The following is a 14,733-nucleotide window of genomic DNA, read 5'->3' on the forward strand; positions in this document are numbered from 1 at the left end:
GAGGTGCGCAATGCGTAAGCAATGGCTGGGGATCTGCATAGCAGCAGGGTTACTGGCGGCATGTTCAAATAATGATGGTCAGCAGCAGACCACCGTAGCGCCTCAACCTGCGGTGTGTACTGGTCCTGTCGTTGAAATCAGCGGCGCGGAGCCTCATTACGAAGCACCGAACGCCACGGCAAACCAGGATTATGAGCGCGACGGCAAGAGCTACAAAATCGTTCAGGATCCCTCCCGTTTTAGCCAGGCTGGCTTAGCAGCCATTTATGATGCTGAGCCGGGCAGCAATCTGACCGCCTCCGGCGAAGTGTTCGATCCTATGCAACTGACGGCAGCCCATCCGACGCTGCCAATCCCAAGCTACGCACGTATCACCAACCTGGCGAACGGCCGCATGATTGTGGTCCGCATTAACGATCGTGGACCGTTTGGCAACGACCGAGTGATCTCGTTGTCGCGCGCGGCAGCGGATCGCCTGAATACATCGAATAATACCAAAGTGCGTATCGACCCGATTATCGTCGCTCAGGATGGCTCACTTTCCGGGCCAGGCACTGTCTGTACTAAAGTCGCGCAGCAAACCTACGTGCTGCCTGCACGTCCCGATCTCGGCGGCGGTCTGGGCAGCGCCTCCTCTGCTCCGCAACCTGTACAGCCGCAGGGCAACGTTCAGGCCATCAGTAACGATTCACTAAAAAGCGACAATGCTACTGGCGCGCCGGTAAGCAGCGGCGGATTCCTCGGTGCACCGACACCGCTCGCCAGCGGCGTGCTGGAAGGCAGTGAAACAGCGCAACCGGCCGCAACCACGACCACGACGCCGGTCGCGCAAACCGCCACGCCGGTGACGCAAACCGTGATGCCAGCAACCCGCACTTCGCCGGTTACTGCGCCTGGTTCTGTTCAGGGGCACGTGCAAAGTTCTGTCGCCGCCAGCAGTGCAACAGCCGCCGCCAGCAGCGGTTATATGGTGCAGGTCGGCGCCGTCAGCGATCAGGCTCGCGCGCAACAGTATCAGCAGCGCCTGGCGCAGCAGTTCTCTGTACCGGGCCGCGTGACGCAGAACGGTGCGGTATGGCGCGTTCAGCTTGGGCCATTCAGCACCAAAGCAGACGCCAGTGCATTGCAGCAGCGGTTGCAAAATGAAGCACAGTTACAGTCTTTCATCACTGGCGCGCAGTAATTGGGTAAGGTATCTGACTTTGTCAGCTTGTGTAAGCAGCATTAACAAAGTCATGCTTAAAGTCAGATGCCTGCCGATATAGCTTTTGCTATAGTAAGGCACTTTTTTTAACTCCATCACGGATGTCGTTGTTCGACCATGAAGACCACTTTTTCCGTTCGTTTTATGCAGCGCCTGGCGCTCACCACCGCGCTGACCGCAGCATCTCTTACCGCTGCCCATGCCGATGATCTGAATATCAAAACCATGATCCCAGGCGTTCCGCAGATTGATGCGGAATCTTACATCCTGATCGATTACAACTCCGGTAAAGTGCTGGCGGAACAGAACGCCGATGCGCGCCGCGACCCGGCGAGCCTGACCAAAATGATGACCAGCTATGTCATCGGCCAGGCGATGAAAGCGGGCAAGTTTAAAGACAGCGATTTGGTGACTATTGGTAACGATGCATGGGCGACCGGCAACCCGGTATTCCGTGGTTCTTCGCTGATGTTCCTGAAACCAGGCATGCAGGTGCCGGTTTCTCAGCTGATTCGCGGTATCAACCTGCAATCCGGTAACGACGCCTGTGTGGCGATGGCCGATTATGTTGCGGGCAGCCAGGACGCTTTCGTCGGTCTGATGAACAGCTATGTGAATGCGCTCGGTTTGCAGAACAGCCACTTCCAGACGGTTCACGGTCTGGACGCTGATGGTCAGTACAGCTCCGCACGCGATATGGCGCTGATTGGCCAGGCATTAATCCGCGACGTACCGAACGAATACGCCATCTATAAAGAAAAAGAGTTTACCTTTAACGGCATCCGCCAGACCAACCGTAATGGTCTACTGTGGGATAACAGCCTGAACGTAGACGGTATCAAAACCGGCCATACCGACAAAGCGGGTTATAACCTGGTGGCTTCGGCAACAGAAGGCCAGATGCGCCTGATCTCTGCCGTCATGGGCGGTCGTACCTTTAAAGGCCGCGAGACCGAAAGCAAAAAACTGCTGACCTGGGGCTTCCGTTTCTTTGAAACTGTCAGTCCGCTGAAAGCCGGTAAAGAGTTCGCTTCTGAGCCAGCCTGGTTTGGCGACAGCGATCGCGCATCGTTAGGCGTCGATAAAGACGTTTATCTGACTATTCCACGCGGCCGCATGAAAGATCTGAAAGCCAGCTATGTGCTGAACACCAGCGAACTGCACGCGCCGCTGCAGAAAAATCAGGTTGTTGGTTCCATTAACTTCCAGTTAGATGGCAAAACCATCGAGCAACGCCCGCTGGTGGTGTTGCAGGAGATCCCGGAAGGCAATTTCTTCGGCAAAATCATTGATTACATTAAATTGATGTTCCATCACTGGTTTGGTTAAAAATTGAACACTTGAAAGTGTGATTTCCGTCCCCATATACTTAGCATCTCAGAAAAACTCCTGCTCATCCGGCAGGAGTTATTATTTTTTACGCCGGAGCTGACATGAAAACCAATCTCAAAGAACTGCTTGAATTCCCGACACCCTTCACTTACAAAGTGATGGGTCTGGCGAAGCCAGAGCTGGTTGATCTGGTGGTTGAAGTGGTACAGCGCCACGCGCCAGGTGATTACTCCCCGCAGGTAAAACCGAGCAGCAAAGGCAATTACCACTCGGTATCCATCACTATCACTGCCACCCATATTGAGCAGGTTGAAACGTTGTACGAAGAACTCGGCAACATCGAAATTGTGCGTATGGTTCTGTAATCGTTTGACGTTACCCGGAAACATTCGGGTAACGTCTTCGCTGTGATATACTCCCCCCACTCTTTTCTCCGCCGGAGATGCCGTTTTGTCTCAGGACACCATTCTTATCCGCAATCTGGGCCTGCAATATTACGAGCCAGTGTCCCAACAAATGCATGACTTCACCGATACCCGCGACGATACAACGCCCGATGAAATCTGGCTGGTAGAGCACTACCCGGTGTTTACTCAGGGCCAGGCCGGTAAAGCTGAACACGTTCTGGCGCCCGGCGATATTCCGGTGATCCAGAGCGATCGCGGCGGCCAGGTGACCTATCACGGGCCAGGCCAGCAAGTGATGTACGTGCTTATCAACCTGAAACGCCGCAAAATTGGCGTACGTGAGCTTGTTACGTTGCTGGAAAATACGGTGATCAACACGCTGGCGACGCAGGGTATCAATGCGCAAGCGCGTGCTGATGCGCCGGGCGTTTATGTACAAGGGAAGAAGATCTGTTCGCTGGGTTTGCGTATCCGTAAAGGCTGTTCATTTCATGGGTTGGCATTAAATATCGACATGGATCTGGCGCCGTTTATGCGCATCAATCCGTGTGGCTATGCCGGGATGGAAATGACGCAGGTCAGCCAACTGACGGAAAATATTGAGGTGGATAAAATAAGGCCAATTCTTGTTCAGCAATTTTTAGCGTTACTAAACAATCCACCCCATCAATATATAGGTGCTTAATATATCATGTATTTTGGCCCGCATTTCGTGCGGGTCGTTATTTAATTGGCATGTTAGCGCTTTACAACAGATGCCTTATTCTCTATTTTCAACCTACCTGCCTTGTCTGGCTAATATGCATTACGGTGCTATTCCGGGCTTCGTATGCGTGCTTCAGGCCAGCCATTTTGAGCGCAATGTTCGCATCACGGTGAAAAATCTACGTAATGATGATGCAGGACAGGATGTTAACTCAAATTAATAATCAACTAAAAAAACAAATTCAACTATCATTCATATTGCGAATGATTATGGAGCACAAGCGTGGATAATAATAACCAACCGGAAAAGCGAATAACCGTGCGCCCTGAAGATGATAAGCCGCAAATCTTCCGGACGCTGCGCAATATTGATCTCAACTTACTGACGATTTTTGAGGCAGTATATGTTCATAAAGGGATCGTTAACGCGGCAAAAGTGCTTAACCTCACGCCTTCAGCTATTAGCCAGTCGATTCAGAAACTGCGCTTAATATTTCCAGATCCGCTTTTTATTCGTAAAGGCCAGGGCGTTACGCCGACCGCCTATGCATCGCATTTACATGAATATATCAGCCAGGGGCTGGAGTCGATCCTCGGCGCGTTGGATCTTACCGGTAGCTACGACAAACAACGTACCATTACGATTGGCACGCCGCCGTCCATCGGCGCATTAGTTATTCCGATTATCTTTCAGGCTATTAAAGAAAACGCGCCGCATCTGATGATGCGTAATATTCCGGTAAACGACGCAGAAAGCCAGCTTAGCCAGTTCCAGACGGATTTGATTATTGATACGCATATTGCTAGCTCGCGCACGCTCAATCATCACGTGTTGTATAGCGACCGGATGATGCTGGTGTGTCGTAAAGGGCATCCTTGTCTGAATGGGCCGATCAACGAAGAGGTTTTGCAAAAGTATGAGCACACGCTGCTGATGCTGGAAGGGCAAAATCTGAGCGGGCTACGCCAGCGTATACAGGATCTCTTTCCGGAACGTCAGGTGAGTTTCAGCAGTTACAATATGTTTACTATTGCAGCACTGATCGGCAACAGCGATATGCTCGGCCTGATGCCAACACGTTTGTTCAAACTCTTCAGTGGTTGCTGGCCGCTGGTCGAAATCGATTTTCCGCCGCTTAGCAGCGAACGGCTCGATATATCCCTGTATTACAATAAATTGAGTTTGCGCGATCCAGTGCTGGAGAATGTCATCAATGTTATCCGACGGGCTTTTTAACGCCCGTTCACCCCTGGTGAAAGTGCTAACGCTTGCTGGGCGTTTGGCACAAAACAACAACTATTTTACAAATTGCCCCGCTGTCAGGCTGCTTTCTACTCGCCGATAATGGTATACTGCGTGCACGTTAATTCAAAAATAGTTGATAAATACAACATTTCCTTGAATTGAAATACTTACTTCGTTATCCGCAACTGGAACACGCACGCTATGAGTAAACCCATTGTGATGGAACGCGGTGTTAAGTACCGCGATGCCGATAAAATGGCTCTTATCCCGGTTAAAAACGTGGCAACCGAGCGCGAAGCTCTGTTGAGAAAACCGGAATGGATGAAAATCAAACTCCCGGCAGACTCTTCCCGTATCCAGGGGATCAAAGCAGCTATGCGTAAAAATGGGCTGCACTCTGTGTGTGAAGAGGCATCGTGCCCGAACCTTGCTGAGTGTTTCAACCACGGAACGGCCACCTTTATGATCCTCGGCGCCATCTGTACACGCCGTTGCCCGTTCTGCGATGTGGCGCATGGCCGTCCGGTGGCGCCTGACGCTAACGAACCACAAAAACTGGCGCAGACAATTGCCGATATGGCGCTGCGTTATGTGGTTATCACCTCTGTTGACCGTGACGATCTGCGTGACGGCGGTGCACAGCATTTCGCGGATTGCATCACCGCAATCCGTGAAAAAAGTCCGTCCATCAAAATTGAGACGCTGGTTCCGGACTTCCGCGGTCGTATGGATCGCGCACTGGATATCCTCACCGCAACGCCGCCGGACGTGTTTAACCACAACCTGGAGAACGTGCCGCGTATCTATCGCCAGGTACGTCCAGGTGCGGATTACAACTGGTCACTGAAACTGCTGGAGCGCTTTAAAGAAGCGCATCCGGAGATCCCAACCAAATCAGGTTTGATGGTAGGGCTTGGCGAAACGAACGCTGAAATTATCGACGTGATGCGCGATCTGCGCCGCCACGGAGTGACGATGCTGACGCTGGGGCAGTATTTACAGCCTAGCCGCCATCACCTGCCGGTCCAGCGCTATGTCAGCCCGGACGAGTTTGACGAAATGAAAGAAGAAGCGCTGGCAATGGGCTTTACCCATGCGGCGTGCGGCCCGTTCGTTCGCTCTTCCTATCACGCGGACCTGCAGGCAAAAGGCATTGAGGTGAAGTAACACCTGCTTACACTCCAGACAAAAAAACCGGCCTCTACGCCGGTTTTTTTTCGCCTGTCGGGGCGGCTCACTCTTTGTGAGTGAGTTTTTCTGCTGTCACTTCGTCAGCGTCTTTCTTCGCAGCATCGTCATCATTCATGGCTTTTTTGAAGCCTTTGATGGCCGCGCCCAGATCGCCGCCCAGCGTACGCAACTTCTTGGTTCCAAATAGCAGAACAACCAACGCGGCCACGACCAGCAGCTTGGTAATACTAATTTCACCCATAGATACCTTCTTTCGTAAAACAGGCTGTATAAAACGTCATTATAACCTGACTTCATTAACGGTCATTCGACGCGCGCACACAATAGCAATCTGTAACGAGATGAATCAAGCATTGTTTAAAAAAACATCACAGGAGTTGCGGCGGCGCAAAGCGTCGGTTCTGTAAAACAGGAAGTTTCTCTCGCGTTTGCACCACGCGGTCTGCAGTGACATCCGCATAAATTAGTTGTGGTGCTTCAGCTGCCGCAGCAATAGTTACGCCTTGCGGATCGATAACCCGACTCTGACCGATATTCTTGTTGCCGCACTCCCCGGCGGCCACCATGTAACAGGTGGTATCCAGCGCCCGCGCAGACAGTAATGTCGCCCAGTGCTGCTCTTTTAGCGGTCCTCGCACCCATGCGGCAGGCAGAACCAGCAGTTGTGCGCCAGCAAGCGCCAGTGCCAGCGCCAGTTCCGGAAACCGCAAATCATAACAGGTCATCAACCCGACCTTCATTCCGTCAATCTCAATCAGCGGTGGCAGAATGTTGCCTGCATCCACTCGCGCCGACTCCTGCATATTAAATGCATCATAGAGATGGAGCTTTGCATACTGTGCAATGATTTCCCCCTGGTATAACGCCACCAGCGTATTGACGGCCCGTCCTTCCGAGGAAGGCACATGCACCGTCAGTATGGTGGTCATACTGTTCCGGCGACTCTCTTCAAGTAGCAAATGCAGGAAGCCACCATCCAGCCTCTGCGCCGCTTTTACAGAAAGATGGGGGTCTGCATCATCCCGGGCCAGTAACGCCTCTGGCAGCACCAGCAGCGATGCCTGTTGCTGTGCCGCTTGCGCCATCAATTCGACACAAGTTAATGCATTAGTTTTCCAGTCCGGTGTAACGGCAAACTGCCCGACTGCAACAATCATCGTTTTCCCTCCGCTGTGCCGTCGTAGCCAGAAAGTGGCTGCGGCGCTAAACTCAACACTCTAGCAAATCAAATAGCAGGATTTCACGGTGTTACAACTTCTTTTAGCGGTATTTATCGGTGGCGGTACAGGTAGCGTTGCGCGCTGGATGCTCAGCATGAAGCTAAACCCGGCGCATCAAATCATTCCCCTTGGCACATTAACCGCCAACCTGATGGGCGCTTTTATTATTGGCATGGGGCTGGCGTGGTTCAATCGAATGACACATATCGATCCGGTGTGGAAAGTGCTGCTTACCACCGGCTTCTGTGGCGGGCTGACGACATTTTCCACCTTTTCGGCTGAAGTGGTGTTTTTGTTGCAGGAAGGTCGTGTCAGCTGGGCGTTGTTGAACGTAGCAGTTAACCTGCTGGGATCGTTTGCGATGACTGCGCTGGCTTTCTGGCTCTTTTCGGCCGTTAATGCAAACTGAAGGCAAAAAAAACCCGCCTTATCAGCGGGTTTTGGAATTCTTGCTTACGTAGCTGAATTAAACAGGCATTACGTTTGCAGCAGAAGGGCCTTTGGCACCGTTAGTGATTTCAAACTCAACGCGCTGACCTTCAGCCAGAGTTTTGAAACCATTGCTCTGGATTGCAGAGAAGTGTACGAACACGTCTTTGCTGCCATCTTCCGGAGTAATGAAACCGAATCCTTTGGATTCATTAAACCACTTAACGTTACCTTTAATCTTAGACATCAAAATTACCTTTACATGAAAAAACGACACAAATGCTGTGTCGGGTATCAGTACATCAATTGTGGCGACCTTTGTCCAGTCGTTATTCGCTAAAAAGTGATAAATGTCGCTAAGTTTTGTTCTTTGACGCTTTATTCCGCATTTTTTGTACTGCTTAAGAACTGTGCAGAGCATCATCCGCTGGCCAAATCAGAACTGAAAGCGCATCCACGCGAAGTAAACGTTTCCGTTATTGTAAGTTCCTGGGATGTAGGTCATCTGGAATGTTGCCGGCCCATAGCCAATTGAAGCCAGCGGTAACAGCACCGGAATCGGAATGTAATGCCAGTTATCGCGTGCAGTCACGCCTGCGGTGTAACCGAGCCCGAGACGAAAATTATCATCCGCCAGTGGTCGCCAGGTTTTCTCCCAGCCATAGCCGCCAATCGGTTCCCATTTGTTAAACGAATCTTTAAAGGCCATCAGGTACAAGCCGTGCCAGTTGCCTTTCTCATCCCAGCGATCCTGACCAAATCCGGCGCCCCATGGGCGTTCGTTATAACGGTCGGTTTTCTCCTTGTCATAAGCAAAACGCGCATGCCAGGTAATAGCCGGTACATAGAGATCGTAATGCTCTGGCGCTTGCCAGGTTTGCTTTACGTTGTCGGTAAAATCGGAGAACCAGGACTGCTGAGCTGCGTGCGTCAGGGAAACCACCGAAAACTGACAAAATATAGCGAAGAGTGTGAAAATTTTATTTTTAACAGACACCGTATGCATTCCATTTTACGTATTGACGTATAGTCTGTAGCAGGATATCTGAATAAACTCTTAACGAAATCAGATTAATTCTGAAAACATAGCGAAAATTCCTTATTCCGCTAATCATTTTCAGGTTAAATACAATATGTTACGCCGCAACAATATTGCGGCGTACATTTTCTTAGCGTCGACGATGCAACAAGTAATACACCGCCGGAATGACCAGCATCGACAGTAATGGCGCAGTGACCATACCGCCGATCATCGGCGCAGCGATACGGCTCATGACCTCTGATCCGCTGCCACTGCCCCACATGATGGGCAACAATCCTGCCATAATAGTCGCGACAGTCATCACCTTCGGCCGCACACGCAATACGGCCCCCTCATGAATTGCCCGCAGCAACATCTTATTTCCTCCCTGCGGATCGCATTGACGATATTTATCCAGTGCGTGGTTCAGATAGAGCACCATAATAACGCCGAACTCCGCCGCAACACCGGACAGCGCAATAAATCCAACGGCCCCGGCAACGGATAAGTTATATCCCAGTAGCCACAATAACCAGACACCGCCAATCAATGAGAAGGGTAATGTCCCCATTATTAACAGGGCATCGGTGACACGTTTGAAGGTAATAAACAGCAAGACAAAGATAATCATTAACGTTACCGGCAAGACGATCTTCAGCTTCGCCGTTGCACGCTCCAGATATTCAAACTGACCGGACCACGACAGTGTCACACCTTGCGGTAGCTTAACCTGCTGCGCCACTCGCTGCTGCATCTCTTCAACGGCGGATTTTAAATCTCGTCCGCGCAGATCGACGTAAATCCAGTTGGACAGGCGCGCATTTTCGCTTTTCAGCATCGGTGGCCCTTCCGTAACTACGATATCGGCCAGCTCACCAAGTGCAATCTGGCTGCCATTCTCGGTTATTACGGGTAATGTGCGCAGATCATCGACGTTATCGCGTATTTCACGCGGATAACGCACATTAATCGGGAAGCGTTCACGACCTTGCAGCACTTCGCCAATATTTTCCCCACCCACCAACGTGGAAACCAGTGATTGCAGCTCTTTCACCGAAACGCCATAACGCGCGGCCTGCGCCCGGTTGATGTTGATATCGACATAGCGCCCGCCCGCCAGCCTTTCCGCCAGTGCCGAAGTCACTCCCGGCACGGTTTTCACAACCTGCTCGATTTGCTGCGCCACGCGCTCGATATCGGCGATGTTATTACCGTTCACCTTTATGCCGACTGGGCTTTTAATACCGGTCGCCAACATATCCAGGCGGTTACGGATCGGCGGTACCCAGACATTCGCAATCCCCGGAATACTCACGGTCTTATCCAGCTCATCAACCAGTTTCTCCGGCGTCATTCCAGGGCGCCACTGGTCACGCGGTTTAAAGCGGATGGTCGTTTCCACCATGGTGAGCGGCGCAGGGTCCGTTGCCGTCTCCGCCCTTCCCGCTTTACCAAACACGCTTTCCACTTCCGGCACGCTTTTGATCAGCCGATCGGTTTGCTGCAACAAACGGCTGGCTTCACGGGCGGAAATCCCCGGCAGCGTCGAGGGCATATACAATAAATCGCCTTCATCAAGCGGCGGCATAAACTCACTGCCCAGACGACTTAACGGCCACAGCGTCGCCACCAGCAACAACAGCGCAATGCCCAGCGTCGCTTTCGGCCATGCCAGCACTTTATCCAGTAGCGGCTCGTACAGACGGATCAGAAAGCGGTTAATCGGATTTGCTTTTTCATCGGGGATTTTGCCGCGAATAAACAACCCCATCAGCACCGGTACAAGCGTGATCCCAAGCCCTGCCGCAACCGCCATCGCCCAGCTTTTAGTAAATGCGAGCGGGGAAAACATTCGCCCTTCCTGCGCTTCTAGCGAAAACACCGGAATAAATGACAGCGTGATGATCAACAGGCTGCAAAACAGAGCAGGACCAACTTCCACCGCCGCCCGCTCTGAACAGCGCCAGTAATCAGCACTCGTCGGTTGACGATCGGGGTTATCATGTCGCCACTGCTCCATCACCTTATGCATGTTCTCGATCATCACAATCGCGGCATCCACCATGGCGCCAATGGCGATGGCAATCCCGCCAAGCGACATAATGTTGGCGTTGATGCCCTGATAGTGCATGACAATAAACGCGCCAAGAATCCCCAGCGGCAACGAGACAATGGCCACCAGCGCAGAGCGGAAGTGGAACAAGAACAGCGTACAAACCAGAGCAACAACGATAAACTCTTCAATCAGTTTATGGGTGAGCGTCTCAACCGCATGCTCAATCAGCGTTGAACGGTCATAAACCGGTACGATCTCCACCCCGGCGGGCAGCGTTTTCTGTATTTCACCCAATTTGGCTTTAACGGCGTGGATAGTATCCAGCGCATTTTTGCCGTAACGCATGACGATAATACCGCCTGCAACTTCCCCTTCGCCGTTGTACTCCGCCACGCCGCGTCGTAGTTCCGGCCCCAACCGCACCGTCGCCACATCTGAAAGCATCACCGGCACGCCCTCGCGGCTGGCGATCACTATCTGACGAAAATCCGACAACTGCCGCAAATAGCCGGTTGTACGCACCATGAACTCGGCTTCGCCCATCTCCAGCAGCGCGCCGCCGCTCTCCTGGTTCGCCGCCTGCACCGCATTGACAATCTGTTCATGGGTAATATTCAGCGCCCGCATTCGTGCCGGATCCGGCACAATCTGATACTGACGTACCATCCCGCCAACACTGGCAACTTCCGCCACGTTCGGCACCGTTTTTAGCTCGAACTTCAGCGTCCAGTCCTGTAAAGCGCGTAGATCCGCCAGATTGTGCTTACCGCTGCGATCAACCAGCGCATACTCATAAATCCAGCCAACGCCGGTAGCATCCGGCCCCAGCCCGACGTTCACCCCGGCAGGCAGCGAGGACTGGATCTGGCTTAGATTCTCCAGCACCCGCGATCGCGCCCAGTAGAGATCGGTATCGTCCTCGAATAAAACATACACATAGGAATCGCCGAACATCGAATAGCCACGTACCGTTTTTGCGCCCGGCACGGAAAGCATGGCAGTGGTGAGCGGATAGGTGACCTGGTCTTCAATAATTTGCGGCGCTTTGCCCGGATAGCTGGCGCGAATAATCACCTGCACATCCGACAAATCCGGTAGTGCATCGAGCGGTGCGCGTTGAACCGCCCAGATCCCCCAGCCGGTCAGCACCAGAGCGGCCAGCAGGATCAACAAGCGATTGCGCAGCGAGGCACGAATAACGGCGGCGATCATTTCATCTCCTCCTGCATCGGCATCAGGTGAGTGATGACTGCGCCCTCTTCATCATCCAGTACAAAGCTGAACATCACTGTCTCGCCCGGCTTGACACTGGGATCGGGTTGTTTGAGCACGAAGTCCATCGTCATCGCTCCCCAGTTCAGTGCCGGAATGGGTTGGTGCGACAGGGTAATACTGCCTGCTTCGATGGCTTTCACCACGCCGGTTCCTTCATAAGTCTCGACTTTTTTCGCCGCTGGCTGTTGTTGCGCCTGCTGTTCCGGCAATGCACTGCGCAAACTGGCTTCCGAATCAATCAGGAACTGGCCGGAAGTGACCACGTTGTCACCTTCCTTGACGCCGGACAGCACTTCAGTCCAGCCTTGCGCCGTGCGCCCGGTCGTCACGTTTGCCGCCTGGAAGTGGCCATCGCCCGTAGCCAGCAGCACACGGCTGGCAGCCCCCGTTGCAATCAGCGCCTCTTCCGGGATCGCCAGCACTGCCGGTTGCCGTGCAGATTCCGGCTGCGTCACGGTGAGAAACATACCGGGTTTGAGTTTTTGCTGCGGATTATCGAGCACAATGCGCGCTTTCAGCGTACGGGTGGTGGTCTCCAGTTGCGGCAACAATTCGCTGACGCAGCCATGAAACTGCTCGCCCGGCCAGCTTGCAGAAGTTGCTATCACTTCGCTGCCTGCACTGAGCGCCTGTGCCTGGCTTTGCGGATAATCGACAACCAGCCACACCGGATCGAGGCTGGCGAGCTCAAACAGGGTTTGCGTGGCGGCCACTTGTGCGCCTTCACGGGAATCCAGCTTGACCACGTAACCGTCGCGATCGGCGCGCAGCGTCAGACGGGTTTGTGGTTTCCCACTGCGCTCGACAGCGCGGATAATCGCTTCCGGCATAAACTGCAATGCCAGACGTTCGCGGGCAGCGCGCGTCAGTTCGCCATCGCCCAGGTGGCGTACCGCCAGATACTCCTGCTGAGAAGTCGTCCATTGCGGGATCCACAACTGTGCCAGCGCTTCGCCTTTTTTCACCCACTGCTGCGGCGCACGGACAAACAGTTTTTCTACCACGCCCGCCGCCGGAGAAGGCACGCTCTGGATGCTGCGTTCATCGGTGGTTACGGTGGCAAATGCAGAGAAGGCGCTACCGAGAACGCGTTTTTCCACTTTTGCCGTGGTCATGCCGAGATTCTGCTGCTGCTGCGCACTTACGCTCACACCGCCGCTGGCCGGGGCTTCATCGGCATAACGTGGTTTGAGTGGCATATCCATAAACGGTGATTTTCCGGGTTTGTCAAAACGCTGATCCGGTACCATTGGGTCGTACCAGTAGAGCACTTTGCGTTCCTGCGCTTGTTCGCCGGATGCGGCAGGCGCGGTGTGTTGCCGCCCGATAAAATAGCCTGCGCCCGCTGCGACACATGCGGCGATCGCGACAGCCAAGAGGGTCTTCTTCATCACATCAACTCCTGCGGGATCAACCAACGGATCGCGGCCCATTTCTGCGCCATCTCTTTCTCGGCCTGATTAACGGCCAGCTCGCTGTCGAGGACGTTACGGCGCGCTTCCAGCAGCGCCGACAAATCCGACTGCCCGGAACGATACTGGGCTGCCAGCAAGGTGGCGCGCTGACGCACCATCGGCAGCACTTCATCGCGCTGGCGCATCCACAGCGTTTGCGCCGCGTTGTACTCAGCAATCAGGGAATGCAGTTGCGCCATATGATCCCGCTCGGCCAGCGCCAGTTGATCGTTGGCCTGCATGGTGCGCGAGACATCCGCAGCGTGATCTTTATCCTGACGATGGGACTGGAACAGCGGCAGGTCGACGGTGAACATCACCCCGGCCATATCCTCGTAACCTTCAGCGCGACGTCCGTACCACACTTCAACTTCCACATCCGGAATGGCCGCAATCGCTGACTCCGCCGAACGCGCTTTCGCGCTGTTGGCGGCGCTGGCGGCAGCGACAATGTCAGGATGCTGAGCAATGCCCTGCTCCAGCGTTTTTTCATCGGCAGGCAAGCGTTGATAACGAGGAAGATCGCCAGAAACGGCAGTCACCGTCTCTCCGGTAAGCTGCATCAAGCGGGTTTGTGCCAGTTGCACATCACGTTCGGCGAGGGTGACTTTGTCGCGCATCGCGCTTAAGCCCACGCGAAATGCCAGCACGCTGTCCGGCGCGGCATTACCTGCGCCGACACTGGCGCGCTGTGCGCCCTGCTGGCGTTCCGTTTCTGCCAGCAGCTTACGCGCGGTTTGCAGCGCCTGTTCTGACAACGCCAGATCGAGCCACGCCTGCGCGGTATCACGCTGTAAATTAGCGCGCACCACTGAGGATTTGGCACTGACGCTCTGCGCTTCGGCCAGCAGGGTTTCGGCTTTGCGGTCGCGTTTTTCCGCGCTGACGTACTGCTGCATGATGCCGATCCGCTGCATAGTCATTCCCTCACGGGTTAAGCGGCGGTCATTGTTGCCCTGCACCGGCACGTTTTCGATACCAAATTTCAGTTTTGGATCCGGCAACTGGCGGGCGGAATCCGCCATCGCATCCAGTGCCTGCGCTTCATTACGGTTGGCGGAAAGTTCGGCAGAGTAGCGTTCCGCGGCGGCCAGGGATTGCGTCAGCGTCAATGGCTCCGCCTGCACGGCGGAGCACATCAGTCCGAGCAATACCCCACCGAGCCGCAGGCTCAGTGAGTATCGTTTCATTGT

Annotated in this window: 14 protein-coding genes; 7 read left to right on the forward strand and 7 right to left on the reverse strand. The window is 53.7% G+C overall.

The window, feature by feature from the left end; all coding sequences use genetic code 11:
- The first annotated feature begins 10 nt into the window (after nt 1-10).
- The 6 genes from rlpA to lipA all read left to right on the forward strand — a co-directional run bounded on the left by rlpA (nt 11) and on the right by lipA (nt 6,061).
- Nucleotides 11-1,183: an endolytic peptidoglycan transglycosylase RlpA gene (gene rlpA / locus CWM66_RS05525; protein WP_007373849.1), complete on the forward strand. Its 1,173-nt coding sequence runs from the start codon at nt 11-13 to the stop codon at nt 1,181-1,183.
- A gap of 138 nt (nt 1,184-1,321) precedes the next feature.
- A complete protein-coding gene (gene dacA / locus CWM66_RS05530; protein WP_007373848.1) occupies nt 1,322-2,533 on the forward strand; it encodes a D-alanyl-D-alanine carboxypeptidase DacA in 1,212 nt (403 codons plus the stop codon).
- Nucleotides 2,534-2,637: 104 nt separating this feature from the next.
- Nucleotides 2,638-2,901, forward strand: a complete 264-nt coding sequence (ybeD, locus tag CWM66_RS05535; protein ID WP_007373847.1) for a DUF493 family protein YbeD — start codon at nt 2,638-2,640, stop codon at nt 2,899-2,901.
- A gap of 85 nt (nt 2,902-2,986) precedes the next feature.
- Complete coding sequence (gene lipB, locus CWM66_RS05540; RefSeq protein WP_007373846.1) at nt 2,987-3,628, forward strand: lipoyl(octanoyl) transferase LipB; 642 nt, start codon at nt 2,987-2,989, stop codon at nt 3,626-3,628.
- A 303-nt stretch (nt 3,629-3,931) separates the two neighbouring features.
- On the forward strand, nt 3,932-4,885 hold the full coding sequence (locus tag CWM66_RS05545) for a YbeF family transcriptional regulator (RefSeq protein WP_007373844.1): 954 nt from the start codon (nt 3,932-3,934) through the stop codon (nt 4,883-4,885).
- Between the two features lie 210 nt (nt 4,886-5,095).
- Nucleotides 5,096-6,061 carry a lipoyl synthase gene (gene lipA / locus CWM66_RS05550; protein WP_035885995.1) on the forward strand — a complete coding sequence of 322 codons (966 nt, stop codon included), beginning with the start codon at nt 5,096-5,098 and terminating at the stop codon, nt 6,059-6,061.
- Between the two features lie 67 nt (nt 6,062-6,128).
- On the opposite strand, the gene tatE is transcribed toward lipA, so the two are convergent.
- Nucleotides 6,129-6,326, reverse strand: coding sequence for a twin-arginine translocase subunit TatE (tatE, locus tag CWM66_RS05555; RefSeq protein ID WP_007373842.1), 198 nt, complete (start codon nt 6,324-6,326; stop codon nt 6,129-6,131).
- A 127-nt stretch (nt 6,327-6,453) separates the two neighbouring features.
- Entirely contained in the window at nt 6,454-7,242 is a 789-nt protein-coding gene (locus tag CWM66_RS05560) for a deaminated glutathione amidase (protein ID WP_107146319.1), read from the reverse strand.
- A gap of 88 nt (nt 7,243-7,330) precedes the next feature.
- Between CWM66_RS05560 and crcB the strand changes: the two genes are divergently transcribed.
- Entirely contained in the window at nt 7,331-7,714 is a 384-nt protein-coding gene (crcB, locus tag CWM66_RS05565; protein WP_007373840.1) for a fluoride efflux transporter CrcB, read from the forward strand.
- A gap of 57 nt (nt 7,715-7,771) precedes the next feature.
- On the opposite strand, the gene cspE is transcribed toward crcB, so the two are convergent.
- From cspE to CWM66_RS05590, 5 genes are all read right to left on the reverse strand, one after another.
- Nucleotides 7,772-7,981 (reverse strand): transcription antiterminator/RNA stability regulator CspE, encoded by a 210-nt coding sequence (gene cspE, locus CWM66_RS05570; protein WP_007373839.1) that lies wholly within the window; start codon nt 7,979-7,981, stop codon nt 7,772-7,774.
- Nucleotides 7,982-8,170: 189 nt separating this feature from the next.
- Nucleotides 8,171-8,740 (reverse strand): lipid IV(A) palmitoyltransferase PagP, encoded by a 570-nt coding sequence (gene pagP, locus CWM66_RS05575; protein WP_090397292.1) that lies wholly within the window; start codon nt 8,738-8,740, stop codon nt 8,171-8,173.
- Nucleotides 8,741-8,903: 163 nt separating this feature from the next.
- Nucleotides 8,904-12,023: an efflux RND transporter permease subunit gene (locus tag CWM66_RS05580; RefSeq protein WP_035885996.1), complete on the reverse strand. Its 3,120-nt coding sequence runs from the start codon at nt 12,021-12,023 to the stop codon at nt 8,904-8,906.
- Nucleotides 12,020-13,477, reverse strand: a complete 1,458-nt coding sequence (locus tag CWM66_RS05585; protein WP_107146320.1) for an efflux RND transporter periplasmic adaptor subunit — start codon at nt 13,475-13,477, stop codon at nt 12,020-12,022. Before CWM66_RS05585 ends, CWM66_RS05580 begins: the two co-directional genes overlap by 4 nt.
- A complete protein-coding gene (locus CWM66_RS05590) occupies nt 13,477-14,730 on the reverse strand; it encodes a TolC family protein (protein ID WP_007373835.1) in 1,254 nt (417 codons plus the stop codon). The genes CWM66_RS05585 and CWM66_RS05590 overlap by 1 nt, the downstream gene beginning before the upstream one ends.
- Nucleotides 14,731-14,733: the final 3 nt, after the last annotated feature.

Source organism: Kosakonia sp. H7A (assembly GCF_003028445.1).
GTDB classification, from domain to species: domain Bacteria; phylum Pseudomonadota; class Gammaproteobacteria; order Enterobacterales; family Enterobacteriaceae; genus Kosakonia; species Kosakonia radicincitans.

Bases quoted from the DNA above. Each gene is read 5' to 3' on its own strand.
- CWM66_RS05580 (WP_035885996.1), bottom strand. From the start codon at position 12,023: ATGATCGCCGCCGTTATTCGTGCCTCGCTGCGCAATCGCTTGTTGATC.
- CWM66_RS05590 (WP_007373835.1), bottom strand. From the start codon at position 14,730: ATGAAACGATACTCACTGAGCCTGCGGCTCGGTGGGGTATTGCTCGGA.
- rlpA (WP_007373849.1), top strand. From the start codon at position 11: ATGCGTAAGCAATGGCTGGGGATCTGCATAGCAGCAGGGTTACTGGCG.
- cspE (WP_007373839.1), bottom strand. From the start codon at position 7,981: ATGTCTAAGATTAAAGGTAACGTTAAGTGGTTTAATGAATCCAAAGGA.
- pagP (WP_090397292.1), bottom strand. From the start codon at position 8,740: ATGCATACGGTGTCTGTTAAAAATAAAATTTTCACACTCTTCGCTATA.
- dacA (WP_007373848.1), top strand. From the start codon at position 1,322: ATGAAGACCACTTTTTCCGTTCGTTTTATGCAGCGCCTGGCGCTCACC.
- tatE (WP_007373842.1), bottom strand. From the start codon at position 6,326: ATGGGTGAAATTAGTATTACCAAGCTGCTGGTCGTGGCCGCGTTGGTT.
- ybeD (WP_007373847.1), top strand. From the start codon at position 2,638: ATGAAAACCAATCTCAAAGAACTGCTTGAATTCCCGACACCCTTCACT.
- lipA (WP_035885995.1), top strand. From the start codon at position 5,096: ATGAGTAAACCCATTGTGATGGAACGCGGTGTTAAGTACCGCGATGCC.
- CWM66_RS05560 (WP_107146319.1), bottom strand. From the start codon at position 7,242: ATGATTGTTGCAGTCGGGCAGTTTGCCGTTACACCGGACTGGAAAACT.
- CWM66_RS05585 (WP_107146320.1), bottom strand. From the start codon at position 13,477: ATGAAGAAGACCCTCTTGGCTGTCGCGATCGCCGCATGTGTCGCAGCG.